The organism is Brevundimonas sp. DS20, from assembly GCF_001310255.1.
GTDB lineage: Bacteria > Pseudomonadota > Alphaproteobacteria > Caulobacterales > Caulobacteraceae > Brevundimonas > Brevundimonas aurantiaca.
Genome location: NZ_CP012897.1, coordinates 933,742 through 960,402 on the forward strand (window position 1 = coordinate 933,742; position 26,661 = coordinate 960,402).

The 26,661-nt window shown below is 68.8% G+C and carries 28 protein-coding genes; 11 read left to right on the forward strand and 17 right to left on the reverse strand.

The genetic code is table 11. From position 1 onward, the window contains the following. Positions 1-75: 75 nt before the first annotated feature. Positions 76-1,548 (forward strand): D-glycero-beta-D-manno-heptose-7-phosphate kinase, encoded by a 1,473-nt coding sequence (gene rfaE1, locus JL11_RS04455; protein ID WP_054764592.1) that lies wholly within the window; start codon positions 76-78, stop codon positions 1,546-1,548. A 2-nt stretch (positions 1,549-1,550) separates the two neighbouring features. Then, the gene (locus tag JL11_RS04460) at positions 1,551-2,693 is read left to right on the forward strand and encodes an AGE family epimerase/isomerase (protein WP_054764593.1); all 1,143 of its coding nucleotides are present in this window, start codon (positions 1,551-1,553) and stop codon (positions 2,691-2,693) included. Between the two features lie 52 nt (positions 2,694-2,745). On the opposite strand, the gene JL11_RS04465 is transcribed toward JL11_RS04460, so the two are convergent. The 6 genes from JL11_RS04465 to JL11_RS04490 form a co-directional block, all read right to left on the reverse strand. Further along, the gene (locus JL11_RS04465; protein WP_054764594.1) at positions 2,746-3,246 is read right to left on the reverse strand and encodes a YciE/YciF ferroxidase family protein; all 501 of its coding nucleotides are present in this window, start codon (positions 3,244-3,246) and stop codon (positions 2,746-2,748) included. A gap of 90 nt (positions 3,247-3,336) precedes the next feature. After that, a complete protein-coding gene (gene thrS, locus JL11_RS04470) occupies positions 3,337-5,271 on the reverse strand; it encodes a threonine--tRNA ligase (protein ID WP_054764595.1) in 1,935 nt (644 codons plus the stop codon). Beyond that, positions 5,268-5,516 (reverse strand): membrane protein insertion efficiency factor YidD, encoded by a 249-nt coding sequence (yidD, locus tag JL11_RS04475; RefSeq protein ID WP_054764596.1) that lies wholly within the window; start codon positions 5,514-5,516, stop codon positions 5,268-5,270. The genes thrS and yidD overlap by 4 nt, the downstream gene beginning before the upstream one ends. Before the next feature lie 88 nt (positions 5,517-5,604). After that, complete coding sequence (locus tag JL11_RS04480) at positions 5,605-6,060, reverse strand: iron-sulfur cluster assembly scaffold protein (protein ID WP_054764597.1); 456 nt, start codon at positions 6,058-6,060, stop codon at positions 5,605-5,607. A 50-nt stretch (positions 6,061-6,110) separates the two neighbouring features. Beyond that, a complete protein-coding gene (locus JL11_RS04485) occupies positions 6,111-6,776 on the reverse strand; it encodes an HAD-IA family hydrolase (RefSeq protein WP_054764598.1) in 666 nt (221 codons plus the stop codon). Between the two features lie 51 nt (positions 6,777-6,827). Further along, positions 6,828-7,679, reverse strand: a complete 852-nt coding sequence (locus JL11_RS04490) for a tetratricopeptide repeat protein (RefSeq protein WP_054764599.1) — start codon at positions 7,677-7,679, stop codon at positions 6,828-6,830. A gap of 76 nt (positions 7,680-7,755) precedes the next feature. Between JL11_RS04490 and JL11_RS04495 the strand changes: the two genes are divergently transcribed. Then, positions 7,756-9,138, forward strand: coding sequence for a leucyl aminopeptidase family protein (locus tag JL11_RS04495; protein WP_054764600.1), 1,383 nt, complete (start codon positions 7,756-7,758; stop codon positions 9,136-9,138). Positions 9,139-9,140: 2 nt separating this feature from the next. On the opposite strand, the gene JL11_RS04500 is transcribed toward JL11_RS04495, so the two are convergent. Then, entirely contained in the window at positions 9,141-9,626 is a 486-nt protein-coding gene (locus JL11_RS04500; protein WP_054764601.1) for a hypothetical protein, read from the reverse strand. 173 nt (positions 9,627-9,799) lie between these two features. Here JL11_RS04500 and JL11_RS04505 point away from each other — a divergent pair, with 173 nt between their 5' ends. Next, on the forward strand, positions 9,800-10,585 hold the full coding sequence (locus JL11_RS04505) for a C40 family peptidase (RefSeq protein ID WP_054764602.1): 786 nt from the start codon (positions 9,800-9,802) through the stop codon (positions 10,583-10,585). Between the two features lie 324 nt (positions 10,586-10,909). On the opposite strand, the gene mmcB is transcribed toward JL11_RS04505, so the two are convergent. The 3 genes from mmcB to JL11_RS04520 form a co-directional block, all read right to left on the reverse strand. Beyond that, positions 10,910-11,365 carry a DNA repair putative endonuclease MmcB gene (mmcB, locus tag JL11_RS04510; protein ID WP_054764603.1) on the reverse strand — a complete coding sequence of 152 codons (456 nt, stop codon included), beginning with the start codon at positions 11,363-11,365 and terminating at the stop codon, positions 10,910-10,912. Positions 11,366-11,470: 105 nt separating this feature from the next. Beyond that, complete coding sequence (locus JL11_RS04515) at positions 11,471-12,004, reverse strand: carbonic anhydrase (RefSeq protein WP_054764604.1); 534 nt, start codon at positions 12,002-12,004, stop codon at positions 11,471-11,473. 134 nt (positions 12,005-12,138) lie between these two features. Further along, positions 12,139-12,657: a lipocalin family protein gene (locus tag JL11_RS04520; RefSeq protein WP_054764605.1), complete on the reverse strand. Its 519-nt coding sequence runs from the start codon at positions 12,655-12,657 to the stop codon at positions 12,139-12,141. Between the two features lie 304 nt (positions 12,658-12,961). Here JL11_RS04520 and JL11_RS04525 point away from each other — a divergent pair, with 304 nt between their 5' ends. Beyond that, positions 12,962-14,515, forward strand: coding sequence for a methyl-accepting chemotaxis protein (locus tag JL11_RS04525; protein ID WP_054764606.1), 1,554 nt, complete (start codon positions 12,962-12,964; stop codon positions 14,513-14,515). A gap of 261 nt (positions 14,516-14,776) precedes the next feature. Here the strand turns inward: JL11_RS04525 and JL11_RS04530 are convergent, their stop codons facing one another. Together JL11_RS04530 and thpR are read right to left on the reverse strand one after the other, a co-directional pair. Continuing rightward, positions 14,777-15,325, reverse strand: a complete 549-nt coding sequence (locus JL11_RS04530) for a GNAT family N-acetyltransferase (protein WP_082382594.1) — start codon at positions 15,323-15,325, stop codon at positions 14,777-14,779. Further along, the gene (gene thpR / locus JL11_RS04535; RefSeq protein WP_054766814.1) at positions 15,322-15,861 is read right to left on the reverse strand and encodes an RNA 2',3'-cyclic phosphodiesterase; all 540 of its coding nucleotides are present in this window, start codon (positions 15,859-15,861) and stop codon (positions 15,322-15,324) included. The genes JL11_RS04530 and thpR overlap by 4 nt, the downstream gene beginning before the upstream one ends. Positions 15,862-15,991: 130 nt before the next feature. Here thpR and JL11_RS04540 point away from each other — a divergent pair, with 130 nt between their 5' ends. Then, complete coding sequence (locus tag JL11_RS04540; RefSeq protein ID WP_054764607.1) at positions 15,992-16,741, forward strand: Bax inhibitor-1/YccA family protein; 750 nt, start codon at positions 15,992-15,994, stop codon at positions 16,739-16,741. A gap of 52 nt (positions 16,742-16,793) precedes the next feature. On the opposite strand, the gene JL11_RS04545 is transcribed toward JL11_RS04540, so the two are convergent. After that, a complete protein-coding gene (locus JL11_RS04545) occupies positions 16,794-17,138 on the reverse strand; it encodes a DUF2794 domain-containing protein (protein ID WP_054764608.1) in 345 nt (114 codons plus the stop codon). 295 nt (positions 17,139-17,433) lie between these two features. Continuing rightward, positions 17,434-18,804, reverse strand: coding sequence for a trypsin-like peptidase domain-containing protein (locus JL11_RS04550; protein WP_054764609.1), 1,371 nt, complete (start codon positions 18,802-18,804; stop codon positions 17,434-17,436). 159 nt (positions 18,805-18,963) lie between these two features. On the opposite strand from JL11_RS04550, the gene JL11_RS04555 reads away from it, so the two are divergent. Together JL11_RS04555 and rlmN are read left to right on the forward strand one after the other, a co-directional pair. Next, positions 18,964-19,263, forward strand: a complete 300-nt coding sequence (locus JL11_RS04555; RefSeq protein ID WP_054764610.1) for a DUF6356 family protein — start codon at positions 18,964-18,966, stop codon at positions 19,261-19,263. A gap of 80 nt (positions 19,264-19,343) precedes the next feature. Beyond that, positions 19,344-20,504 (forward strand): 23S rRNA (adenine(2503)-C(2))-methyltransferase RlmN, encoded by a 1,161-nt coding sequence (rlmN, locus tag JL11_RS04560; RefSeq protein WP_054764611.1) that lies wholly within the window; start codon positions 19,344-19,346, stop codon positions 20,502-20,504. Here rlmN and JL11_RS04565 read toward each other — a convergent pair. Together JL11_RS04565 and JL11_RS04570 are read right to left on the reverse strand one after the other, a co-directional pair. Next, the gene (locus JL11_RS04565; protein ID WP_054764612.1) at positions 20,476-20,937 is read right to left on the reverse strand and encodes a hypothetical protein; all 462 of its coding nucleotides are present in this window, start codon (positions 20,935-20,937) and stop codon (positions 20,476-20,478) included. The two genes, rlmN and JL11_RS04565, sit on opposite strands and share 29 nt — an antisense overlap. Beyond that, complete coding sequence (locus tag JL11_RS04570) at positions 20,934-21,845, reverse strand: acyl-CoA desaturase (protein WP_054764613.1); 912 nt, start codon at positions 21,843-21,845, stop codon at positions 20,934-20,936. Before JL11_RS04570 ends, JL11_RS04565 begins: the two co-directional genes overlap by 4 nt. Before the next feature lie 90 nt (positions 21,846-21,935). On the opposite strand from JL11_RS04570, the gene JL11_RS04575 reads away from it, so the two are divergent. From JL11_RS04575 to JL11_RS04585, 3 genes are all read left to right on the forward strand, one after another. Continuing rightward, on the forward strand, positions 21,936-22,268 hold the full coding sequence (locus tag JL11_RS04575) for a metalloregulator ArsR/SmtB family transcription factor (RefSeq protein ID WP_054764614.1): 333 nt from the start codon (positions 21,936-21,938) through the stop codon (positions 22,266-22,268). A 69-nt stretch (positions 22,269-22,337) separates the two neighbouring features. Continuing rightward, positions 22,338-22,778 carry a DUF350 domain-containing protein gene (locus JL11_RS04580; RefSeq protein WP_054764615.1) on the forward strand — a complete coding sequence of 147 codons (441 nt, stop codon included), beginning with the start codon at positions 22,338-22,340 and terminating at the stop codon, positions 22,776-22,778. Positions 22,779-22,797: 19 nt separating this feature from the next. Next, a complete protein-coding gene (locus JL11_RS04585; RefSeq protein ID WP_054764616.1) occupies positions 22,798-23,628 on the forward strand; it encodes a S1 family peptidase in 831 nt (276 codons plus the stop codon). A gap of 104 nt (positions 23,629-23,732) precedes the next feature. Here JL11_RS04585 and JL11_RS04590 read toward each other — a convergent pair whose 3' ends face one another. After that, entirely contained in the window at positions 23,733-26,600 is a 2,868-nt protein-coding gene (locus JL11_RS04590; RefSeq protein WP_082382595.1) for a M16 family metallopeptidase, read from the reverse strand. Positions 26,601-26,661: the final 61 nt, after the last annotated feature.

Here is a 26,661-nt window from a genome sequence, read left to right on the forward strand (position 1 = left end):
TTGACGCCGCGGCGTCCGAGGGCGCACACTGCGTCGCGCCCGCCGTTCTGACCCCGCCTTCCGTTGAGACCTGCAATGACCGATCGGACTTCGCCGCTGGACCGTTTCACCAGTTTCGAGGGCGTGACGGTTGTGGTGATCGGCGACGTGATGCTCGACGCCTATCTCCAGGGCCACGTCAGCCGCATCTCGCCCGAGGCGCCGGTGCCGGTGGTGAAACATGCGCGGGACCGGTTCACGGCCGGCGGCGCGGCCAATGTGGCCTTGAACGCCGTGGCGCTCGGCGCTTCGGCGCGTTTGATCGGGGTGGTGGGCGATGACCAGGCCGCCGATCAGCTGCGCGCGATCGCCGAACAGGCGGGCGTCTCCTGCCGGCTGCTGGGACTGAAGGGCGGAGAGACCACGACCAAGACCCGGGTCCTGGCGGGCGCCCACCAGGTGGTCCGGATCGACCGCGAAGGCTCAAACGCCCTGTCGGCCGAGGATGAGGCCGCCCTGATCGCCCTGTTCGAACAGGCGCTGGATCAGGCGGATGCGGTGATCGTGTCGGATTACGCCAAGGGATGTCTGACCGATGCGGTTCTGGCGGCCGTGTTCGATCGGGCGCGCGAGGTCGGGGTTCCCGTCTTCGTCGATCCCAAACGTCCCGATTTTTCCGCCTATCGCGGCGCGGCCTATATCAAGCCGAACCGGTCGGAGCTGGCGGGCGCGACCGGTCGGCGCTGCGACGACGACGCGGCCGTGGGCGAGGCGGCCCGGCAGGTGGTGGACCAGACCGGCGCCAATCTGTTGGTGACCCGCTCCGAACAGGGCATGGCCTTCTATGGCGTGGACGGGGAGGCGATCCTGCTGGAGACGGAGGCGGCGGAGGTGTTCGACGTCTCGGGCGCCGGCGACACCGTCATGGCCGCCTTCGCCCTGGGCGTGGCTTCGGGCCTGCCGGTCGTGCGGGCGATGCGCCTGGCCAATACGGCGGCCAGCATCGTGGTGTCCAAGGCCGGGACGGCGGTGGTGTCCGCCGCGGAGCTGCGCACCGTGCTGAATCACCAGGATCAGCGCGACGACCATCGCGACGGACTGATCCTGTCGCGCGCAGACGCCCGGGCCGTCCGCGGCGCCTGGCGGGATCAGGGGCTTTCGGTCGGCTTCACCAACGGCTGTTTCGACCTGCTGCATCCTGGCCATGTGGCCCTGCTGCGTGAGGCCGCGAGCCATTGCGACCGGCTGATCGTCGGGCTGAACAGCGACGCCTCGGTGCGGCGGTTGAAGGGCGAGACTCGGCCGATCCAAAGCGAGGGGGCGCGCGCCGAGGTGATGGCCGCCATCCGACATGTGGACGCGGTGGTCCTGTTCGAAGAGGACACCCCCTATGAACTCATCGCCGCCCTGGAGCCCGACGTCCTGGTCAAGGGCGCGGACTATCAGGAGCATCAGATCGTCGGCGCCGATCTGGTCAGGGCCAAGGGCGGGATCATCGTCCGGGTCGAGCTGAGGGCCGGCCATTCCACCACCGGCCTGGTGGACCGCAGCCGCACGCCTTCGGCCTAGATATGAGCCCCGATCCCAGCACCGAGCTGAAGGCCGCGTCGCGCCAGGCGACGGCCTGGCTTTATGAGACGGCCCTGCCGCTGTGGCTGGAACACGGCGTCGATCGTCGGCGCGGGGGCTTCTATGAGGCCCTGTCTCACCACGACCTCAGCCCGGTCCACGACTATAAGCGGCTGCGGGTGTTGAGCCGCCAGATCTATGTCTTTTCCCAGGGGGCGCAGCGCGGCGTCTCGGGCGCCGGCGCGGCGGTTGAGCATGGTCTGGATTTTTTGCTGAACCGCGCCCGCCATCCGGACGGCGGCTTCATCAGCCGACTGGACCTGGACGGGGAGGGCCTGGATCAGACCCGCGATCTGTACGACCTGGCCTTTGTCCTCTTCGCCCTGGCCCATGCCTATAGGCTGACGAGGGACGGTCGGCTGAAGGCCGAGGCCCTGGCGCTCTTGGACTTCATCCAAACGTCCATGCGCCATCCTGCAGGCGGCTATGTCGAGGCCCTGCCGCCGCGCGCCCCGCGTCGGCAGAATCCGCATATGCATCTGCTGGAGGCGGCCCTGGCCTGTGTCGAACATATGCCGGACCCTGCCTTCTCGGCCCTGGCGGCGGAACTGGTCGGCCTGTGTCGGCGACGGTTCATGGACGGGGCGCGGGGGCTTCTGTTTGAGTATTTTCAGGACGATCTGACGGCCCCGCTGCGGCCGAAAGGGCGGGCCGTGGTCGAGCCGGGTCATCAGATGGAATGGGCCTGGCTGTTGCGGGAGGCGCAGCGGCTGGGCATGGACACGAGCGCAGGCGCCGACGGCGAGGCCGAGCGGCTGGGGCGGTTCGCCCTTGCGCACTGCCTGGACCCGGCGTCGGGCCTGTTGCGGGGCGAGGTGTTCGAGGACGGCGCGATGGCCGTCGCGGGCGTCCGGCTTTGGCCGCACGGTGAATGGCTGAAGGCGGCTCTGCGCGTCCCGGCCTTGGCGCCGAGCTGGTCTGACGCCTGGGCGGCGCTGAGCCGGTTCCTGAACACCCCGACGCCCGGTCTCTGGTTCGAACAATGGGATCCGGGGGCGGGCGGCTTTTTGGACACGCCGGTCCCGGCCAGTTCGCTCTATCACATCGCCACGGCCGTGGCCGAGCTGGAGCGGGCGGTCCCTTAGGGTGAAGGGCGGGAGGGGACGCGGTCCGGCCTCCCGCCTCGCTTTAAGAGTCTCAGGCGGCGCTCTTCATCGCGTCCTTGTTGACGGCGGCGTCGGCGATGCCGGTCAGGTCTTCGTCGGTTTGGGATTCTTCCTGCAGGGTCTCGTCCAGCAGGGCGACGGCGTCCTTCAGGCCCAGGACATTGGCCCAGCGCTTCAGCGTGCCGTAGCGGGTGATCTCATAGTGCTCCACCGCCTGGGCGGCGGCCAGGAGGCCGGCGTCGAGGGCCGGGTTGTCCTTGTATTCTTCCATGATCTCGTCGCCCTCGGCCAGAATGCCTTCGATGGCGTCGCAGGTCTTGCCGCGGGGGGCCTTGCCGATGATTTCGAACACCTGCTGCAGGCGTTCGATCTGACCTTCAGTCTGGTCCTTGTGCTTTTCAAAGGCCGCCTTCAGCTCGGGCGACTGGGCGGCGCGGGCCATCTTGGGCAGGGACTTCAGGATCTTGCGCTCAGCGTAATAGATGTCCTTGAGCGTGTCGTGGAACAGGGTGTCGAGGGTTTTCTCGGCCATGGATCGTCTCTCGCAATGGTGATGGGGCGCGGGGGCGCACCCCATCACAAGCGATCAGGCCGGCTTATGTTCCTGTGTCGGAATCCGGGCTTAGGCGGTCGTCGCCCGCTTCAGATCCGGCGGCGTGGCCTCGTCGGTCAGAAGGCGAATGGCCTCCTCGACCGTCACCACCGTCTGCTCCTGGGAGCCCAGGCGGCGGATGGCGACCTTGCCCTCTTCGGCCTCCTTGCGGCCGACGACGGCGATGACCGGGACCTTGCCGACCGAGTGTTCGCGGACCTTGTAGCCGACCTTCTCGTTACGCAGGTCGATCTCGGTGCGCAGGCCCGCCGCCTTGAACCGGTCCATGACCTCGCGGGCGTAGTCGTCGGCGTCCGAGGTGATGGTGGCGACCACCGCCTGGACCGGGGCCAGCCACAGGGGGAAGGCGCCGGCGTAGTTCTCGATCATGATGCCGATGAACCGCTCGAACGATCCCAGGATCGCCCGGTGCAGCATGACCGGCCGGTGCTTCTGGCCGTCCTCGGCGATATAGGTCGCATCCAGGCGTTCCGGCAGGACGTAGTCCAGCTGGATCGTGCCGCAGGTCCATTCGCGGCCGATGGCGTCCTTGACGATGAAGTCCAGCTTGGGCGCGTAGAAGGCGCCGTCGCCCGGGGTGACGACCGGCTCGGAGCCGGCGGCGCGGGCGGCCTCCAGCATCTGGGCCTCGGCCTTGTCCCAGAATTCGTCGGTGCCGGCGCGTTGCTCGGGCCGCGTGCCCAGGCTGATGTAGGCCGTCTCCATGCCCAGATCCGCATGGACGCTGCGGCACAGTTTGATGAACTCGGCCGTCTCCTCGACGATCTGGTCCTCGCGGCAGAAGATGTGGGCGTCGTCCTGGGTGAAGCCGCGCACCCGCATCAGGCCGTGCAGCGAGCCCGACGGCTCATAGCGGTGGCAGGCGCCGAACTCGGCCATGCGCAGCGGCAGTTCGCGATAGGAGCGCTGGCCCTGGTCGAAGATCTGGACGTGGCCGGGGCAGTTCATCGGCTTCAGGCTCAGGGTCTCGCCCTCGACCGTTTCGCAGACGAACATATTGGGCCGGTACTTGTCCCAGTGGCCCGAGGCCTCCCAGAATTTGCGGTCCAGAACCTGGGGCGTCTTGACCTCGACATAGCCGGCGGCGTCCAGGCGGCGGCGCATATAGGCCTCGAGCACCCGCCACAGCACCCAGCCCTTGGGATGCCAGAAGACCATGCCCCGGCCCTCTTCCTGCATGTGGAAGAGCTCCATGGCCTTGCCGACCTTGCGGTTGTCGCGCTTTTCGGCCTCTTCGAGCCGTTGCAGATAGGCGTCCAGGTCCTCCTTGGTCGCCCAGGCGGTGCCGTAGATGCGTTGCAGCTGTTCGCGCTTGGAATCGCCGCGCCAATAGGCGCCCGCCAGCTTGGTCAGTTTGAAGGCCTTGCCGACGTGGCGCGTCGAGGGGAAGTGCGGCCCGCGGCACAGGTCGATCCAGTCGCCCTGTTTGTACAGGGTGATGGTCTCGTTCTCGGGCAGGTCCTTGATCAGCTCGGCCTTGAACTTCTCGCCCCGCGCCTCGAAGAAGACGATGGCCTCGTCGCGGTCCCAGACCTCGCGCTCGAACTTGGCGTCGCGATCGACGATCCGGGCCATCTCCTTCTCGATGGCGGCGAAGTCGTCGGTCGAGAAGGGCTCCTCCCGATAGAAGTCGTAATAGAAGCCGTCCTCAATGGCCGGGCCGATCGTGACCTGGGCGCCGGGGAACAGGGTCTGAACCGCCTCGGCCAGGACGTGGGCCGTGTCGTGGCGGATGGTGTAGAGGGCCTCGGGATCGTCGCGCATGATCAGGCGGAAGTCGCCGCCCGTCTCCAGCACCCGGCCCATGTCGCGCTGCTCGCCGTTCAGCTCGGCCAGGACGGCCTTCTTGGCCAGGGACGGCGAGATCGAAGCCGCCACGTCGCGCGCCGTCGAACCGGCCGGATACTGACGCACCGCGCCGTCGGGGAATTTCAGATCGATCATGACTGTTCTTTTTCGTCGGTCTTCAGAGGCGGGACCGGGTCATAGCCCGAGCCGCCGAAGGGATGGCATTTACAGAGACGGCGCACGGTGAGCCATCCCCCCTTGAGCGGCCCGTGCCGGATCAGGGCGTCGCGCCCATAGTCCGAACAGGTCGGCAGAAATCGGCACTGCTGGCCGATCAGGGGAGACAGCGTCAGCTTATAGCCCCGATGGGCCGCGCGGACGCCGCGTTCATAGAGAGACATAGGCCGGTCTGGGCCCTTCGCCGGGGGCTGGATGGGTTCGCCGCGCTTATCCCCCGTCATTGCAGGGGGATCAACCGGTCAGAGCCCGTCAGGCCGCGCCGGCGAGACGAGTTCGATGGGCCAGGGCCTGATCGACCGCCTCAAGCGTCGCCTCGATCGCCACCAGGGTCGAGGCGTGACGGGCGGGATAGTCGGCGACCTGTTTCAGGACGCGGAGCCCTTCGAAACGGCCGTCGGGGCCTTCGCCGCCGGACTTCAGCATGGCGGTCATGGCGTCGCGGGCCTCCCTGATCTCATCCGCCGAGGCGCCGAGGACGGACTGGCCCAGGACGCCGGCGGCCGCCTGGCCCAGGGCGCAGGCTTTCACGTCCTGGGCGAAGTCCATGACCCGCCCCTGGTGGTCCAGGCTCACATCGACGATCGCCCGCGAGCCGCACAATTTGGCGACCCGCTCGCCGGTCCCTTCCGGCGACGCCAGCCGACCGGCATGGGGCAGGTTGGCCGCCAGGGTCAGGATGCGCGCGCTGTAGAGGTCGTCGATCATGGCCGGAAGATAGGGGGCTGAAGGGGCGAGTGGAAGGCGTGAAACGTCCGCTAGACGCTCAGCGTCAGACCGCCGTCCGCCTCGACCACCAGGGTCGCGGTTCCATAGTCGGACAGCTGCGGGTGGTCCGTCGCCAGAGGGTGGGACCAGGCCGCGGTCACCACCAGAACCTCCGCCCCGGCCGCCTCGCCGGCCGCGATGCCGGCCGGGGCGTCCTCGAACACCAGACAGTCGGCGACGTCCACGCCCAGCCTCTGCGCCGCCAGCCGATAGCCGGCGGGATCGGGCTTGCCGCGTTCCACGTCCTCGGCCGTGATCAGCACGGCGGGCGGTTCGACCCCTGCGGCCTTCAGCCGGGCCTGGGCCAGGGGCGCCGTAGCCGAGGTGACGACGGCCCAGCGGTCGGGCGGCAGGCGTTTGACGAAGTCGATCGCGCCGGGAATGGGGGCGACGCCCTCGACATCCTCGATCTCGCCCCGTTCGACCCAGGCGACCTCGGCCGCCAGGTCGACGCCCGGCAGGTTCTGGCGGCGGATGGTGTCGGCGGTGCGCACCCCGTGGATGGTGGGGATGAAGGCGACCGGGTCGATCCCGTGCCGTTCGGCCCAGCGGGTCCAGACACGCTCGGCCGCAGCGGTGGAGGTGATCAGGGTGCCGTCCATGTCGAACAGGAAGGCGCGATAGGCGCGGGGGGCGGACCCGGGGGAGACGGTCATGTCCCTATCCAGCACGGCGCCGGCCGGGCGGCAAGCCGAGGTTCCTGCCGATCAGCCGCCTTTCAAGGAGGACCAGGTGCGGGCGGTTTCGCTGGTCGATGGGGCGGAGGCGACCTCCGGCTGGGGCGCGGCCGGCGTATTGCGCGCCGCCAGCCAAGCCAGGTTCTGATCGGCCAGCTCGGGGGGCAGTTCGCGGCGCAGGATCTGTTCGGCCTCGCCCATCTTGCCTTGCAGGCCCAGGGTCATGGCCAGGGTCTGGCGCACCTTGCTGGAGGCCGTCGGCTGGGCCGCAGCCCGTCGCAGCAGGGCCTCGGCGCCGGGGGCGTCGCCGTGGGTCAGGGCCGCCGTTGCGGCGTTGGTCAGGACGTCGGGATTGTCGGGCGACAGGACCAGGGCCTGGTTCCAGGCCGCGCGCGCGTCGTCGAACCGGCGCACCTGCTCATAGGCCACGCCCAGCAGCGAATAGGGCCGCCAGTCGCGGGGCGCCAGGTCACGGGCCTTTTCCAGCGGGGCGATGCCGTAGAAGGCCTGGCCCCGGCCGATGTGGGCGCGGCCCAGCTCCAGCAGGGCGTCCAGATTGGCGGGCTGGAGGGCCAGCAGGGTCTCGGCCGTCTGGGCGGCCTGATCATAGCGGCCCAGTTCGCGCAGGGCCTGGGCCAGCTTGACCGCCGCCACGGGATCGGCCGGGTTCAGGTCGTGCTCGCCCGACCAGAAGACCGAGCGCGCCAGGGCGTCCATCCGGTCATAGGCGGCGCGGACCTCGGCCGAGGCGGGCGCGCGGGTCGCGCTTTGGACGGCGTTCTGGGGCGCGCCCTGGGTCTGAACCGGGGCGGCCGCGAGGGCGGGGCCCGCCGACAGGCTGAGAAGGGCGACGGTTGCGAGAAGGGCGGGCATGGGCGACATGGGGGGAGTCCTGACGGTTCCTCGGTCCGCCTCAGAATCGCCGGTTCGCGTCAACTCTTGGTTAAGAAGGTTCGCCATGCTCGCCCCCCATCCCCTGCTGGTCGCCGCGAACGCCGGAGAGCGGGCCGTTCCGATCCGCCTGTCGGCGCCGGGCGCGGTTCTGGACGGGGCGGCGAAGTCCTGGGGCGAACGGCACGGCTTCTCCGGCAAGGCCGGGGAACTGCTGATCGTGCCGGAGGGCGATGGGATCGGTCAGGTGCTGCTGGGGAGCGGCGCGGCCTTCGATCCGGTCCTGGCGCGCGGCCTGTCGGCGCGGCTGCCCGGCGGCTTGTACCGGCTGGAGGCCGAGCCTGAGACGGCGCGGGCGGCGGCCCTGGCCTTCCTCCTGGGGGCCTATGTCTTTGACCGCTACAAGGCCCGGCCGGATCGTCCGCCGGTTCGGCTGGTCGCGCCCGAGGGGCTGGACCTGGATGAGACGACGCGGATCGTCGCCGCCTGCGCCCTGGCGCGTGAGATGGTCGACACCCCGGCCGCCGACATGGGGCCCTTGCAGATCGAGACCATCGCCCGCGAGATCGCCGAGAGCGCCGGGGCGACCCTCACCGTGACCGAGGGCGAGGCCCTGCTGGACGAGAACTACCCCGCCGTCCACGCGGTCGGTCGGGCGGCGGCCCCGCACCGGGCGCCGCGGCTGATCGAGATCGGCTGGAAGCTGGACCGGACCGACCTGCCTCTGGTGGCCCTGGTCGGCAAGGGGGTGGTGTTCGACACCGGGGGGCTGGACCTGAAGCCCGCCGCCGGCATGCGCAATATGAAGAAGGACATGGGCGGGGCCGCCCACGCCCTGGCCCTGGGGCGGCTGGTCATGCAGGCCGATCTGCCGGTGCGGCTGGTGGTCATCGTGGCGGCGGTGGAGAATGCGGTTTCGGGCGACGCCTTCCGGCCGGGGGACATACTGAACAGCCGAAAAGGTCTGACGATCGAGATCGGCAATACGGATGCGGAGGGGCGGCTGATCCTGGCCGACGCCCTGACGCGGGCGGGGGAGCATTCGCCCGATCTGACCCTGGACTTCGCCACCCTGACGGGGGCGGCGCGGATCGCCCTGGGGCCGGAGCTGCCGCCTCTCTACACGGATGACGAGGCCCTGGCCGCCGATCTGCTGGCCGCAGGGCGGGCGGTGGGCGACCCCCTGTGGCGCATGCCCCTGTGGCCCGGCTATCGCGCCGCCCTGGACACCGAGATCGCCGACATCAAGAACGACGCCTCGGCCTGGGCGCAAGCCGGGTCGGTCACGGCCGCCCTGTTCCTGCAAAGGTTCGCCCCCGCCAGCGGCGCCTGGGCCCATATGGACATCTTCGCCTGGAATCCCCGCGCCCGGCCCGGCTTCCCCGAAGGGGGAGAGGCCCAGGCCATAAGGGCCTGCTACGCCGTGCTGAAGGCGCGCTACGGCGGTTGAGGTCAGGCCGGGCTCAGCCCGAAGGTCCACGCCCCCTGAGGCTCATCGTCGGGCGAGCGGGGCCGCGGCGGCCGGAGGCGGCGGACGCGGCGGGCGCGGGTGCGGGATCGCAGTCGCTGCACCGCAAGGCGGGTCTGGGCCCGGACGGCCTCGCCCGCCCTGACCAGGCCACGCCAGCCGGCGACGGCGCGAAGGCTCAGGGCCAGGATGGCGAGATCGAACAGCACCGTCACGTCGAACATCAGGACCCAGGCGATCAGGTCCGGCGCGGCCATGGCGAACAGCCGCACGCCTTCCGCCTCGAACAGGGCGACCGCCGCCGCACCGAGACCGATCACGAGGATCACGCCCAGGATCTGACCGCGCGTCAGACGGGACAGGATCGACGCGGGGCGCTCGACCAGCCAAAGCCGGAGGACGGTTCCGACGGGCCCCTGATCGAACCGCGTCAATCCCAGGACGATCAGCAGACACAAAGGCGCGAGCATCGAAACCCCAGGACGGCGGACGGCGGCTTGGCCGTTCCGCATCGAGATGGGCGTCGATCGACCAGACGCAAGGTCGGCCTGCGGACGAGAATTCCACAGAAAGACCGTGCCCATTAACGGCCGATTCGGCTTCCGGGGATAAGACTGCCGCTTCAGCCAATGCGAGCCCAGGTTTGACCGACCGCCTCGATCTTCTCCCGCCCGGCGATCGTCTCGCCCGCCCGGACCTGGCCGAACAGGCGCTGGAGGGCCTTGTGCGGGCGGCCGCCTATCGGGCGACCGAAGCCATGTCCTGCCGCGTAGCCGTCGCCGACGTCTGGTCGGACGCGGGCGAGCGGATCGACCAGCTTCTGCATGGCGAGATTTTCGACGTCCTGGATCGGGCGGACGGCCGGGCCTGGGGTCGGGCGCGCCGCGACGGCGTGGTCGGCTGGGTGGTTCTGGACAGTCTGTCGGCCGGCGCGGCCTTGCCGACGCGAAGGGTGGCTGCGGTCGATGCGGCCCTGCCGCTGAACGCCCTGGTGGTCGAGACGGCGGAGGGCGTTGCGGACGCCGACCTGGCGCCGATCGGAACCTTTGAGCGGGATCCTGTCTCCGTGGCCGAACGCCTGCTGGGCCGGCCGCATGAACTGGGCGCCCGGTCCTCGGTCTCGACCGACTGTTCGGGTCTGGTGCAGCAGGCCCTGCTGGCCTGCGGCCTGCCGGGGCCGCGCCGGTCCGACGCCCAGGCGGAGCTGGGCCGGGCCGTGTCGGCCGAGGCCCCGGCGCGCGGCGACCTGGTGATCTGGCTGGCGCCCGGCGGCGACCACGACTGGACCGGCCATTCGGCCCTGATGATCGACGCCGAACGGATCATCCACGCCACGGGCGGCAAGGGGGTTCTGATCGAACCCCTCGCCGAGGTCGAGGCCCGGCTGACCGCCGAAGGCTTTGCGACGGCGATCTTCCGCCGCCTCTGAGACCGGGCGGGACCGTCGGGGTTGTGACGCCCCTAAAAAGACTGTCCGATGTGTCCGATGTGTCCGATGTGTCCGATGTGTCCGATGTGTCCGATGTGTCCGATGTGTCCGATGTGTCCGATGTGTCCGGTTCAGGCTGCGGCGGGCGGTTTCATTTTTGAAATTCGGCATTGAATCTAGCGAGTGGAGGACGGTCGGCGTCCTCTCAGTCGGTTCGCCATGTCAAAGACCGGATCGCCAGCCTAGCCCCGGCCGCGCCCCGGTCGCGTCGAACCGCCGGCCTGTTTCGCAACCGATTGAATCGACGAGGGACTCCTTGCGAAACTAGGGGCGTTCGTCGCGGAAGGTCCGCAGGGCGCCCAGACGGGCGAAGGCCAGGGTCAGGGCCTTGCGTCGGGCCGGCGCCAGGGGGGTGGCCGGCGCCTCGCGCACCACCGCCCCGCCGAAGCCGTCGGCGACGATCAGCCCCGGCGCCTCGGGCAGAATGTCCTGGGGAAACTCGGGCGCCACGGCGAAATAGAAGGCGTCGCAGAAGGGGCCGTACGCCTGCCATTTGCGATCGACGCGATAGTCGTCGACGCCGGACTTCACCTCGCAGATGACGACGTCGCCGCGCGGCCCCAGGGCCATGACGTCGGCCCGTCGCCCATTGGGCAGGCCGACCTCCAGCAAGGGCGCATAGCCCAGGTCCAGCATCAGCCGCGCCGCCCCGCGCGTGACCGAAAGCGTGGTTTCCGGCCGGCTGAAGACCAGTTCGAGATGAAGGGCGGCGGCGGCCATGCCGACTTATGTTCCGGCTATGTTCCGAATGCAAGCGGCCTGCCGCCCAGGCGGGCGGCAGGCCGAGACGTGCAGGCCGTGTGCGGCGTGGGGACGGCACCCCGCCTAGGCGATTTCCTCGACGTGGCCGTCCAGGTCCATCAGGGCCAGTTCGACCTCCAGATGGGGGTGGCGCTGTTTGATGGCGTCGCGCAGGGCGTGAAGCTCCTGCGTATGGACCGCCAGTTCCTTTTCGGGAGTGTCCACCGTCTCGGCGCCCAGGATGACCTTGTAGGCGCCGCAGTCGCGGTGGTCGATCACCACGACCTTGTGGATGTGATGCAGGTCGATGGCGACGTCCAGATGGCTCCAGAAGGTCTGGCCCCAGCTGGGGAATTTGTCGGTCAGGGCGCCCAGGGAGGCGCCGGCCAGAACGACGTGGTCGTATTTGTCGTGCAGACCGTGGCCTTCCATATAGGCGACGGTGTCGTCGGTGAGGCGGTAGTCCATGCAGGTCAGCAGCAGGATTTCCGTATGGCCCCGCGCCCGGGCTACGCCCGGCGCCAGGGTGGACATAAGGCTGACCCCGCCGGCCATGGCCAAGAGGCCGAAGGCGCCGCGGCGGGACAGGGACGGGGTGTGGGCGCAGCAGTCGGGCATGGCGATCGCTCCGGATTGATCAGGCGATCACGGGTATCGGCGTTCGTTCAGTGCGCATAGTTCGTACCCTTCCGGAGCCGGTTGACAACCTGTCGTTAACGATCGCGCATCGGGTCCGCCTCAACCGATCAGGCTTAACGGCCGGTGCTGACGACCCGGCTCATGTCCAGCCCCAGGGCCCTGGCGCGGGCCAGCAGGCGGGCGCGATCCGCCGCCGAGGCGTTCTGGTCGCGATGCCAGATCCACCAGTCCGACTTGTTCGGGAGGGCCAGGATGGCCCAGTCGTAGTTCGGGTCGTGATCCCACACCCAGTAGTTCTGGCCCGCCAGGCCGCCGAAGCTGAGCAGGCCGGGCAGGGTGAAGCGGAACTTGGCGTTGGTCGTCGTATCGGTGATCCGGGCGTTGGCGCGCAGCACCTCATTGCGGCCGTCGGCGCGGCGGGTGCAGGTGACGACAATGCCGTAGCGGTCGGCCCGATTCTGGGGGGTGAAGTCGATCTGGGCCCGGCTGCAGTCCTTCTGGACGTCGTTGTGGCTGCGCTCGATCTCGAACCATCGGCCGTCGAACCGGTCCAGATCGACGGCGCGCGACTGGGCCAGGGCTGCGGACGGCGCAATGATGAGCGAGGCGGCGATTAGGGTGGCGCGAAGCATTGGGCGTTGTTCTCGTTGATCTCGCCTTGATACGCCCGACGGCGCGGCGCGGTTGCCCTCCACCCACAGCGACGCCTCAGCCGGGCGAAATCCGCAGCGAGGCGCCGGCCCGGGCCTGAAATCGAAAAATCCCGACACCTGTCGCAGTTCTGAGACAGGGGCGCTCCGCCATCTCGAACCTTGGTCTGCGGGGCAGGATGAAGTTCACGCCTCGTTAAGAGCGCCGATTGCCTCAGTAAATCGAAATAGAGATGCCAATATCGCATATGCTTAGGCCCAAAAGTATTTAGAAAGGCGAGACGAAATGTCTGACATCAGCGAGAAAATCGTCACCTGGAACGCGCAGCAGCGTGAAGTGGGTGAAGTGGTCTATAAGCGCGCAGGCAAACATCTCGAACAGGCCCTGCTGGACGCCTATCGCGTAATCGACCCGACGCTGGACGCCCTGCCTCGTGACGTGTGGGAGAACGAGAAGCGGAAGTTCGCCTTCATTTCGCGCGGCGACTTTCCGCCCGAATATTTCGAACAGCAGGCGGTGATTACCGAGAACATCTCGAGCAGCCTCGATTACGCGACCTATTTGAGCAAGACCTATGCGGCCTACGCCGCCGGTCTGGCCTCGGGGCTGGTGAAGGAAAAGCCCTGGAACGAGAAGGCCGACCATGCCCTGATGCTCAGCCTGATGCGGTCGGTCTTTTCTGACGCCAGCGTCGTCATGTTCAACTATTTCCAGATCCTGAACGCCAAGGCCGACGAGGAGCGCGCCCTGGTCGAGGCGGAGCGGCGGCGCGTCGCCGAGGAGCAGGATGCGGTGGTCGCCGCCCTGGCCGACAGTCTGAACCGGCTGGCGCGCGGCGATCTGACGGCGGTGATCACCGCGCCGTTCAACGGGCGCTATCAGCAGATCAAGGACGATTTCAACGCGGCGATCGACAGTCTGCGCGAGGCCATGAGCGCGATTTCGACCTCCACCAGCGGGCTGCGGGCCGGCTCGGATGAGATCGCCTCGGCCTCGGACGACCTGTCGCGCCGCACCGAACAGCAGGCGGCCAGTCTGGAACAGACCGCCGCCGCCCTGGACCAGATCACCGCCACCGTGAAACGCAGCGCCGAGGGCGCCAGACAGGCCTCCGCCGCCGCCTCCGAAGCCACCGTCGGCGCCGCCCGCTCAGGCGAGGAGATGCAGGAGGCGGTCGCCGCCATGGGCGAGATCGAGGAAAGCTCCAAACAGATCACCAACATCATCGGGGTGATCGACGAAATCGCCTTCCAGACTAATCTTCTGGCCCTGAACGCAGGCGTGGAGGCGGCGCGCGCCGGGGACGCCGGGCGCGGCTTCGCCGTGGTGGCCCAGGAGGTCCGGGCCCTGGCCCAGCGCTCGGCCGAGGCGGCGCGCGAGATCAAGGCCCTGATCGCCAACAGCACGGCCCAGGTCGAGCGCGGCGTCAAACTGGTCGGGGAGACGGGCAAGGCCCTGGGGGGGATCGTCAAGCGGATCGCCGACATCGACGGGCTGGTGTCCGAAATCGCCCAGTCGTCGCAGGAACAGTCCACGGGGCTGAACGAGGTCAACACCGCCGTCAATCAGATGGACCAGGTCACCCAGCAGAACGCCGCCATGGTGGAGGAGACCACCGCCGCCGCCGCCAATCTGCGCAACGAGGCGGGCGAGCTGGAGCGGCTGGTCGCGCAGTTCCAGACCGGCCGGCCCGCCCAGGCGGCGAAGCGGCCTCAGCCGGCCCAGGCCGGCCGCCACGCCCCGGCCGACAATCCGGTCGCCAAGGCCCAAAGACGGCTTGCCGTTGCGGTCGGAGCCACCCAGGGCAACGCCGCGCTCAAGGACTGGGAAGAGTTCTGACGGCGCCCCCGGGCGCCTGATCGGCTCCAGGTTCAATCGACATTCAGCTGACTGCGGTCAGGCCGCTCGTCCCGCGTCGGAGGGCCTTGATGCGGCGACCGGGTTCATCAAAGCGAACACGGCGGATTCACAGCGGTCACGACGCCGTCTGAACGCGCCGTGTTCGCCGTGACCTCGTCGTGCCCCGTTGTGATGAACCCACCCTCAATCGGCGGTCCGCCGCCAGACGTCTTCCCTTCCGCTGACGCGGGAAGATTGGCCCTAGCCCGCCAGGGCGAGGCGGTTCCTGGCCCAGTCGGCGCGCGTCTGGCCCCACAGATGGACGGGCAGGTCGGCGAAGGGCTCGGGCAAGCGGGTGGGGCCGCGCAAAGTCGAGCCCAGCCGTTCGGCCAGCCGGATCGAGGCCGTATTGTCCAGGTCGATCGTATGCACCACCTCGTCCCAGCCCAGGACGTCGAAGGCGTAGTCGATCGCAGCCGCCGCGGCTTCCAGCGCATAGCCCTGCCCCGTGGCGTCAGGGTGCAGGGACCAACCGACCTCCGGCCCCGGCCAGCCGTGGGGTCGCCACGGCCCGATCCGCCCGAGCCACCGGCCGGTGGCTTTCTCAAGCACCGAGAAGAAGCTCTCGCCGGTCAGGCTCCAGGCGCCGGCGACGGTCGCCATGATCCGCCAGGTCTCGGCCGGCGTCTTGGGGCCGCCGATGAAGCGCGTCGCATCGGGATCGGCCTGGAACTCGGCCCAGCGCGGAAAATCCTCCATCGTCGGGGGACGCAGGATCAACCGTTCGGTCTCGATGCGGATCTCGGTCACAGCAGATACTCCCGCTCCAGCTCATAGTGACTGCCGTCGTCGGTCAGGACGCTGGAATAGAGGCCGAAACGGTCGATGCGGATCGGCGGCGAATGCAGCAGATTGTGGCCCGCCATCCAGGCCCCGATCCGGTCCGGATTGGTCTGGGGCTTCAGATAGGCCAGGGTGACGTGGGGGCGGTAGTCGCGCTTCTCCAGGACGATGTCCGCCCGTTCGCCCGCCTTCCTGCAGCGGCGGGCGAGAACCGACAGGGGTTCGTTGGGCGTCTCGACGCCGGCCCAAATCGTGTGGCTGCGATGGTTGTCGCCGAAGGCGCCCACCCCCTTCAGCACGATCTCGAACGGGGCCCCGGCGACGCGGGCCAGTTCGGAGGCCAGGTCGTCGGCCCGGCGCTCGTCGGTCTCGCCGTAGAAGGCCAGGGTGACGTGAAGCGCCTCCAGCGGCCGCCAGCGGGCGCCCGGCAGGCCGGACTGACGCCGCTGAAGCGTCTCGCCGACGTCCGGCGGCAGGGTCAGGGCGGTGAACAGACGCAACATGCGACTGTTGGTAGCGGTCGGAACCGCCGTTTCCAAGTCCGGTTTTCCTTGCACTGGGAGCCTCGGCTTCCGATATTCAAGGCCTGTGACCGGGGAAGTCTCCCCGGCCTATCGGAGAAGGTTCGTCGCCATGAGCGATTTCAACAACGGCTTCGCCCGCCCGCTTCCGCAGACGGCCGACATGTCGGTCGACGCCGGCCTGCGCAGCTTCATGCTGGGCGTCTACAACAAGCTGGCCCTGGGCCTCGTTGTCGCGGCGGCCCTGGCCTATGTCACCGGCAATGTGCCGGCGGTGCAGCAGCTGCTGTTCGGCGTGACGCCCGACGGCCGCGTCGGCCTGACGGTCCTGGGCATGGCGGTCCAGTTCTCGCCCCTGGTTCTGCTGTTCGGTTCGATGTTCTTCATGAAGAACCCGACGGCCAAGGGGGTGAACCTGCTGTATTGGGCCGTGGTGGCCTCGATCGGCGCGGGCCTGGGCATCCTGTTCCTGCGCTATACGGGCGCCTCGCTGGCCTCGACCTTCCTGGTCACGGCGGCGGCCTTCGGCGGTCTGAGCCTGGTGGGCTACACCACCAAGAAAGACCTGTCGGGCATGGGCACCTTCCTGATCATGGGCGTGATCGGCCTGATCATCGCCATGATCGTCAACATGTTCCTGCAATCCGGGACCTTCTATCTGATCATCTCGGGCCTGGGCGTGCTGATCTTCGCGGGCCTCATCGCCGATGACACCCAGCGTCTGAAGATGACCTATTACGCCCTGGGCGGTGACCAGAACGCCATGGGCGTGGCCACGGGCTTCGGCGCGCTGAGCCTGTTCATCAACTTCGTGAACCTGTTCCAGTTCTTGCTGGCCTTCATGGGCGGCAACCGGAACTGAGGTCGGTCGCAAGACGGATGCGGAAAGGGCCCCTCGCGGGGCCCTTTTTTGGTCAGTCCACCACCTGAAACTTCCGGCCGTCGAACACCCGCAGGGCCTGGGCCAGGTCGCGGCCGCGTTTCAGGATCTGGCCGCCCTCCCCGATGACGGCCCACTGGCCCTGGCGGGTCTGGAGCGCCGGGCGTTTTTCGATGCGGTACAGGGGGGCGTCGCCCGAGCGGCGGAAGACGGCGAATTCGGCGAAGTCCTTGTGGCCCACCATGGCGTAGTCGCGCCAGTCGCCCAGGGCCACCATCCGGCCGTAGACCCGAAGGATCAGGTCCAACTCGCGCCGTTCGAAGAAGACCGGGCCGGCCTGTGGAGATGGGGGCGGCGGCTCGTGCGGGGTCAGGCTCATGATCTGAACTTAGGCGCATCGGCGCGGGACGCCAGAGGGGGTGGAAAAAGCGCTTCAGACACCAAATGGCCCCGTTTCGGTCCTTCGCCCGCCCGTTTGGGCGGCGAAATAACAATCATCGGCTCGTCGGAGTTCGGAAGCGTCCGGATCCTGAACAGCCCCCCCAGCCCCCTGGATGTTTCCAACAAGGGCTCCGGCGGCCGATGCTTCCTCCAAGCGAGCGCCCGCCCTGCCGATCCCCTCCCCCTCCCAGGCAAGGCGGGCGTTTCGCTGTCTGGAGCCCGGCTGGAGCCGCTCAGGCGGGCGTCTTCTCCTCAGCCGTCTTCTCCCGGGGCGTCTTCTCCAATGTGATCGTTTGGGTGTCGCCGCCGCGCCGCACCTCCAGGGCGACGGAGCCGGCTGCGGCCTCCAGCGCCCGAGCCGCCGCGCGGATGTCCGCCGTCGCAACGCCGTCGATGGCGAGGACCAGGTCGCCGGCCAGCAGTCCGCCCTGGGCGGCGGGCGTGCCGGCCTCGACGGCCGAAACCTGAACCTCGCCCTCCATGTCCCGCAGGGTGGCGCCATAGGCCAGGACGCGATCCGCGCCGACCTGGACCGGGGCCTCGACCGGCGGCTCGACGGCGAGGGCGGTCGTGGCCTCGCGCCCTCCGCGCAGATAGACGACGCTCAGGCTGGAGCCCGGCGCGGCGACGCCGACGGTGGCGTTGATGGAGCCGGCGTTGGCGACCGGTCGCCCCTGGAGGCGCAGGATGACGTCATCCTCGCGCAGGCCCGCGCGTTCGGCGGGCGAGCCGGGGGCCACATCGGCCACCACGGCGCCGCGCACGATGCCCAGCCGCATCCGGCGCGCCTGCTCGGGCGTCAGGGAGGCGAAGATGGCGCCGGTCTCGCCGCGCTTGACCTCGCCCTGGGTGCGCAGCTGGTCGGCGACATAGAGCATGATGCGGGTGGGGACGGCGAAGGCGATGCCGTCATTGCCCCCGCCCATGCCGCCCGACAGGATGGCGGTGTTGATCCCGATCAGCCGGCCCCGGCTGTCCAGCAGCGGCCCGCCCGAATTGCCCGAGTTCACGGCCGCATCGGTCTGGATATAGTCCTCCACCGCATCGCCCAGGCCCGATCGGTTCAGACCCGAGATCACCCCCATGGTCAGGGTCTGGTCCAGCCCCAGGGGATAGCCGACGGCGAAGGCCAGGTCGCCCGTCCGAAGGGTGTCGGAATCCACCGTCTGCACCTGTTTCAGGTTCAGCGGCCGCCCGTCGGGCGTGATCCGCAGCACGGCGATGTCGGTGGCCTTGTCCGCCCCGACCAGGACGGCGTCGAACAGCCGGCCGTCGATCAGATCGACAGTGAATTTCCGCCCGTTCTCGACCACATGGTTGTTGGTGATCACCAGGCCCTGGGCCGCGTCGATGACGACGCCGGAGCCGGAGGCGTAGGGTTTGGGATCGTCCGCATCGGAACTGGGGCCGCGCGACTGGCCCAGGGTCGTCACCTTGACCACGGCCGGCAGCGAGCTTTCCAGACCTGCGGCGAAGCTGAAGACGCCGCGGCGCGCGTCATAGGGCAGGACGGTGGGCGCCGACTGGGCCAGGACGGGGCCGGCAGCGGCCAAAAGGGCGGTCGCGACAGTCAGGGAGGCGGCGGCCGAAAAGCGAAGCGTCATAGAATGTCCCTTGATCGAGCCCCGACCTTAGCCCGACTTGATCAAACTGACGATGGGCGCCGTCCCGATCGAAGGCCGTCGCGTCGGATCCGCGAAACAGGGCTTGCGCGGCGACCGTTCCCGCGTGACCATCGTCGGGCGAACACCGGGAGCCGCCGCATGAGCCAGACGACGATCGACCGCGCCCGCCGGTGCTCGACGCCGTTCGACCGTCTGTTCCGCGATCATCCGCGCGAGGTGGGCGAGACCTATTTCCAGCACATGGCCGCCTCGGGCGGTTTCGGTTTCCGCCTGCTGCGGCTGGCGGGCGCCGCCTTCGCCCACGCCCTGGTTCCGGGCGTGCACAAGACCACCGTCTCCACCGCCATCCGGGGCATGGCCCAGGAGATGGGCGGCCGGGCGGAGGAGGCGAAACAGAGCCGGATGCGCGACGCCGGGGTCTGGGACGTGGGGCTTTAGGGCGCTCCGACCGGCCCGGTCATGCAATTGCCGGGGTTTGTGCTATAGAGGCGGGCTAAACCGCATCCAGGATCGCCGCCTTGAGCATTACGCTCGATCTTTCCCGTGTCTCGAACGCGCCCGCTGTGAAGGCCCCCGTCAACCTGTCCGGTCTGACGCGCGCCGGCCTGCGCCAGGCCCTGATCGATGCGGGCGTCTGCCCGCCTGAAAAGGCCAAGATGCGCGCCAGCCAGGTGTGGAGCTGGATCCACCACTACGGCGTCACCGACTTCGCGGCCATGTCGAACGTCGCCAAGGACATGCAGGCCAGGCTGGCCGAGCATTTCACCCTGGCCCGTCCCGAGATCGTGGAACGCCAGGTGTCCAAGGACGGCACGCGCAAATGGCTGATCCGCACGGCGCCGGGCATAGAGATCGAGACCGTCTACATCCCCGACGTGGGTCGGGCCGGGGCGCTTTGCGTCTCGTCCCAGGTCGGCTGCACCCTGAACTGCACCTTCTGCCACACCGGCACCCAGAAGCTGGTCCGCAACCTGACCGCCGCCGAGATCGTGGCCCAGGTCCAGGTGGCCCGCGACGACCTGGAGGAATGGCCGTCGCCCAAGGAAGACCGCCGCCTGTCCAACATCGTCTTCATGGGCATGGGCGAGCCGCTCTACAATTTGGACAATGTCTCGGACGCGATCGACATCATCTCGGACAATGAGGGGATCGCCATTTCGCGGCGGCGGATCACCGTCTCGACCTCGGGCGTCGTGCCGATGATCCCCGAGCTGGGCGAGCGGACCGGGACCATGCTGGCCATCAGCCTGCACGCCACCAACGACCCGCTGCGCGACGTCCTGGTGCCGCTGAACAAGAAATATCCGCTGGACCAGCTGATGGCCGCCATCCGCGCCTATCCGGGCCTGGGCAACGCCAAGCGGGTGACGTTCGAATATGTCATGCTGAAGGGCGTCAACGACAGCCCCGAGGAGGCGTGCGCCCTGGTCAAGCTGATCCAGGGCATACCGGCCAAGGTTAACCTGATCCCTTTCAACCCCTGGCCCGGCACGGACTATCAGTGCTCGGACTGGAAGACGATCGAGGCCTTCGCCGCCATCCTGAACCGCGCCGGCTACGCCAGCCCCATCCGCACCCCCCGCGGCCGCGACATCCTGGCCGCCTGCGGCCAGCTGAAGTCCGAAAGCGAGAAGCTGCGGGCGAGCGCAATCAGGAAGGCGGAGCAGGCGGCGGCGTGAGCGGCCTGTAACTACGCCTCCAAATGATCCATCCGGCCAGCCCGCCTGGGATCGCCAACAGTGGGGCGGCTAATTCCGTGCCCGGGGCAAGAAGCCGAAAGACGATTGCGCCCGCGATAACGCTTTCGATTGCGGCCGTAATCGAGAAGGCGCCTACGCTGGTTCGGCCTGAATTATGCAGAATCCACCAAGTTGGAATTCCGACGACGATCAGGCCAACAAGATAGACCGGGAAAGAGATTATGAAGCCGTAGAGGGCTGCGAGCAGCCCGAACAGAAGTCCCCCGCCCAGGGCGTTGCCCAAGCCAGTTTCGCCGGGCGAAACGATTATGCTGATCCACATTCCTATGGCCGACATTCCAGCTGTGGTGCTTGCGGCAAGGACGTTTGCAATGATGAGCGTACCAAGCCGATCCGACATCGACTTGATCATATCTTAGCCACAACTCTGTTTAGAGGTCTCGGACCCATGCTTTCCGGCGTCCGCACATCCCAGGCCAGACCCAGCCGTTCCAGCAATTGAATGAACCGGAACCCCCAGTCGCTCTGGCCCGGGTAGAGGCCGATCTTCGCCGAGCCGGGATAGGCGTGGTGGTTGTTGTGCCAGGCCTCGCCCATGGTGGGGATGGCGGCCCAGGGGACGTCATGGGCCTGGACGCCCGCCTCGCGCACCAGCCAGGTTTGCGGACCGCGACGGTGGGCCAGATGGCCGACGAACCAGTGGCCGATGACGCTGGCCGAGACCCGGGCGCAGACGCCCCAGACCACGAAACCCCAGCCGCCCATCAGCCACAGCGCCGCCGCGACAGGAAGCTGTTGCAGCATCCAGGTCCGTTCCAGGAACCGATAGAAGGGATCGCGGCCGATCCGGCCCAGCTCGAACTGGGGCGGCCGTTCCAGCACCAGCCGGCAGTGCATCTGCCACCAGGCGTCGACCGCCATCGGCCGCCGGTGCGCCAGATAGTCGTGACAGTCGGTCTGGCGCTGGGCCCAGTCGCGGATGTCGTGGGTGCGGATCATCCAGAAGGGGCCGCTCATGCCGACCAGGGTCCCGAACCAGGCCAAGACGCGCTCCAGCCACAGCGGGCAATCGAAGCTGCCGTGGATCAGCCGACGGTGAAATCCGACCGAATGGCCCAGCAGAAGCGTCGTCCCTGTCACGACGACGAAGACTGCGACAGCGGCGAGGCTGAAGGTCTTGGCGCCGAAGATCAGGGCGGCGGCCAACATGGCGCCGTTCCACAGCGAGTGACGCGGGTCCCAGACGACACGGCCTTCGATCGGGCTGCAGCCGGGCGTCTCGACGAGACTGTTCACGGCGCAGGGATCAGCGTGGTCCATGTCGGCCTCCCTTCGTAGGTAATTAGGCAATCACTTAAACATTGAAATGACCCGCTGGCAAGCGCTTAGCAAATCGCTTAAATACCGCCCATGCAACGCGTGTTCGAAGCCCTTTCCAGTCCCGTCCGCCGCAAGATCTTGGCCTATCTGGCCCACGCGGACCTGACCGCCGGGGAGATTGCGGCCAAGTTCGAGATCTCCAAGCCGGCGGTGTCCCAACACCTGTCGGTGCTCGAGGTCGCGGGTCTGGTGACCAGCGAGAAGAAGGGCCAGTACGTCCATTACAGCTTGGCGCCGGACCAGTTGACCAACACCCTGAACGGCTATGTCCAGGAGGTCTGCCCGGTCGCCAAGCCGTTGAAACGCGAGAGCGCGGCCCTGGCCAAGGCGCGCGCGAACAAGCCGGATGACGCAGGCCTGTAATCTTTCGTCACAAGGTGTTGCTTCGCCGCGCTTGCGGATTGGGGCGGCAATCGGGCAAGGCGTAGAGACATGGACCCTTCATTGACGAACGTCCTGTCGAGCGCCGAGGTGCAGGCTTTCGCCTCGGGCTTTCCGGTCATGGTCACGCACCTGATCGTCACCCTGCTGCTGCTGGCGGCGGGGGCGACGGTCTACGCCCTGCTGACGCCGTGGAAGGAGATCGCCCTGATCCGCGAGGGCAATCCGGCCGCCGCCGTGGCGTTCGCGGGCATTCTGGTGGGTCTGGCCATTCCCTTGGCGGTGTCCCTGTCGGTTTCGACCTCGGTGCGGGACGTGGCCATCTGGGGCGTGGCGACCCTGGTGCTGCAGCTGCTGGCCTTCCGGGTTGTGGACCTGATGCTGCACGGCCTGCCGCAGCGGATCAAGGACGGCGAGGTTGCGGCCTCGGTGGTCCTGGTCGGGGCCAAGCTGGCGACCGCCCTGATCCTGTCGGCCGCCCTGACCGGCTGAGCGGCGAACGGATCGCGTCATGCAATTCCCCCGCCTGCCGGACTGGGCCATCTACGGAGCGGTGGCGGGCGTGCTGCTGGCGGTGTCGCTGGGCCGGCGCGAAAACGCCGACGCCCCGCCCGCCCCGCCGCCGCCCGACGAGATCGAGGGCGCCCTGCTGGGCCCCATCACCCCCTTCGACACGGCCGTCACCCTGGACGCGCCGGACACGCCCTTTACGCCGAAATCCGGCACCGCCTTTTCGATCGCCGGGCGCGGTCGCTGGGTCACGGCCCGCCATGTGGTCGAGGGCTGTCGTCGGCCGGCCCTGGTGGTGGGCGGCGGCCGGGCGGTGGCGGCCGATGTGCGCCTGGCTCCCCGGGCCGACGTGGCCCTGCTGCTCACGGAAGGCGGGCCGCCCGCCCTGCCGGTCGCGGCCGAGGCCCCGCTGCGCAAGGGCCAGCGCGCCTTTCACCCCGGCTTTCCCCAGGGGCGGGCGGGCGAGGTGACCTCGCGCCTGCTGGGGCGCGAGACCCTGAAGGTGTTCGGCCGCGGCGCCCATGACGAACCGGTTCTGGCCTGGGCCGAGGTCGGGCGCACCGACGGGCTGGAGGGGACCCTGTCGGGACTGTCGGGCGCGCCGGTGATGGACGGGCGCGGGCGGGTGCTGGGCGTCACCATCGCCGAGGCGCCGCGCCGGGGCCGGATCTACACCACGGCCCCTGAATCCTTCGCCCCCGCCATTCGCGGCGAACAGCGGGCGGACGAGGCGGCGCTGGGCGAGCCGGTGACCATCGACAACTACGGCCGGGTCGCGGATGCGCTGAGGCGCGATCTGCGGGTGGCGCAGGTGGTGTGTCTGTCGGTTTGAGAGAGGCCATCCGTGCTAGTGAGTGGTGCTAGTGAGCAAGGGGCGCACGAAGCCGAGGCTGCCTTCCATTCTGCTCACTAGCACCAGCACTTTTCACTTCACCCCTACTTCAGCGAACCGCTGTTCAGATTCAGCTCGCTCGCCTCGATGACCTCCAGGTTCGGGTGTTTGGCCCGCAGGGCGTCGAGGAACAGCGACCCGTCGCCGACGATCACCAGGCTGGCGCGATTGACCGGCAGATGTTCGGCGAAGGCGGCCTGGACCTGTTCCGGGGTGACCGCGCGGACGCGGCCGGCGTAGTCGGCCAAGTCGCTCATCGGCAGGTCGTAGAGGGCCAGGTTGGCGACCAGGGCGCCCAGGCCGTCCACCGTCTCCAGCGACCGACCAAAGCCGCCGATCAGGGTGGCGCGGCGGGGCGCCAGGTCGGCCTGGGTCGGGGTCTCGGCGCCCAGTTTGGCGATCTCGGCCAGGATCAGATCGGCCACCTCGTCGGCGGTCTCGTTCTTGGTCTGGGTCGAGGCGGTGAACAGGCCCGCATCGGCGCGCGCGCCCAGGGAGGAGCCGGCGCCGTAGGACAGGCCGCGCTTGATGCGGATCTCCTGGTTCAGCCGCGACGAGAAGCCCCCGCCCAGCAGGGTGTTGCCCAGGGTGAGCGGGAAATAGTCGGCGTCGGTGCGCGACACGCCGCGAATGGCGGCGACGACGGCGGCCTGACCCGCGCCGGGCTGGTTCACCACGACGATGCGCGGGGCCAGGGCCTGACCGGCCGGGGCGGCGACGGGCGCGGCCGCCTGACCCGCCGGGCGCCAGTCGCCGAACGCCTGTTGCGCCAGGGCGCGGGCGGCCGCCGGGGTGATGTCGCCGGAGAAGACCAGGGTGGCGTCCGAGGGGCGATAGCGGGCGGCGTGGAAGGCGGCGACGTCCGCCGGGGTGATGGCGGGCACCGACTGGACCGTGCCCGAGCCCGGCGCCCCATAGGGGGCGTCGCCATAGACGACCCGGCCCACGGCCTGGCCGGCGATCGAGCCCGGCTGGCTGAGGGCGACGCGAAGATTGTCCAGGGTCTGGGCCTGCTGGCGCTCAAGCTCCTCGGCGGCGAAGGTCGGGTTCTTCACCAGATCGGCCATCAGGGCGACCGTCTGGGGGAAGGCGTTGGCCGGGGCGTTGGCGTAGACATTGGTGAAGTCCACGCCCGCGCCGGCGCCGATGGAGGCACCCAGCTGTTCGATCTCGGTCGCGATTTCGGGCGCCGACTTGGTCTTGGTGCCCTGGGTCAGAAGGGCGGCGGTCATCGCGGCGATTCCGGCCTTGCCCGCCGGGTCGTCGGACGAGCCGGCGTCGAAGCTGAGGCGGGCCGAGACCAGAGGCACGCCGTCGGTCGGGGCCACCAGGACCCGCAGGCCGTTGTCCAGGCGGAAGTCGGCGACGGCGGGGGTGGCCGGGGCCACTTCCGCGCCGGGCTGCGGCAGGGGCGTGCGCTGGGCTTCCGGCAGCAGGACCGCCGGGGTTCCGGCCGGGGCCAGATCGGCGACCTTGACCGGAGCATCCACGTTCATCTTCTGCACCGAAGGCGGGTTCTGTTCGTCGGCGGGCAGATAGCGGATCGTCGACTGGCGCTGGGGCGTCAGATATTTGCGGGCGACGCGCTGGACGTCGGCGACGGTGACGGCCTGGATCTGGGCGATCTCGCGGTCGGCGGCGGCGGCGTCGCCGGTGTTGATCAGGGCGAAGCCCAGCGCCGAGGCGCGATCGTCCACCGTCTCGCGATTGCGCAGGGCGTCGGCGACGATCTCGTTCTTGGCCTCGGTCAGTTCGGCGGCGGTGACGGGGGCGTCGCGCAGCTTGGCGATCTCGGCGTTCAGGGCGGCGATTCCCTCTTCCGCCGTATGACCCTGGGCCATGATGGCCAGGGCGGTCAGATTGCCGGCCTGCTGGGCGAAGTCGGGGGTCGAGCCGATCTGGGCGGCGATCTGCTGATCATAGACCAGGGAACGATACAGGCGGCTCGATTCACCGGTGGACAGTATGCCGTCCAGCACGGTCAGGGCGGCGCGGTCGGCGTCGGCGTATTTGACCGTGGGCCAGCCGATCACCACGGCGGGCAGGGGGACGTTGGGCGCATAATAGGTGACGTCGCGCGGCCCGGTCGGCTCGGGCTCGGCCACATTGTTGGTCGGCAGCGGCGTGGCCGGGTTCTTCAGCGGCGTGAAATACTGGTCGATCCAGCGGTCCAGCTGGGCCTGGTCGAAATTGCCGGCGACGATCAGATAGGCGTTGTCGGGCCGGTAGTAGGTGGCGTGGAAGCGCAGGACGTCGTCCAGGGACGAGGCGTTCAACTCCTCGATCGAACCGATGCCGGGACGGCGATAGGGGCTTTCCTGATACAGGGTCTCGGGCACAAACAGGCCGAACAGACGGCCATAGGGGTTGGCCAGGATGCGCTGGCGATATTCTTCCTTCACCACGTCGCGCTCGGCGACGAAGGTCGGTTCGTCCACGACCAGGGAGCCCATCCGCTCGGCCTCGGCGAACAGCATGCGCTGGAGGTGGTTGGCGGGGACAGTCTCGAAATAGGCGGTGGTGTCGTCGGCGGTGAAGGCGTTGTTGGAGCCGCCCACATCCTCGGTCAGCCGGTCGAAGGTCTCGGGCGGCAGGTTCTTGGTCGCCTTGAACATCAGATGTTCGAACAGGTGGGCGAAGCCGGAGCGGCCGGCCGGATCGTCCTTGGACCCGACCTTGTACCAGACCTGAACCGTCACGTTCGAGGTGTCGGCGTCGCGGGCGGTGTAGACCTCCAGCCCGTTCGGCAGGACGCGCTTGGTGAAGCCCAGGGGCGGGACGACCACGCCCTGCTGGGCCTGGGCCGTGACAGGCGCAGGCGCGAGTGCGGCGGCCGGCGCTGCGAAGGCGGGCGCGGCGAGGCCCAGCAGCAGGGCCGAGGCGGCGACGGTGGCGGTGAGGCGAAATTTCATGCGGGTCTCCAGGCCCGGAGCGCCGGGCGATGAGACCGTATCAGCCCTCGGCTGACATGCA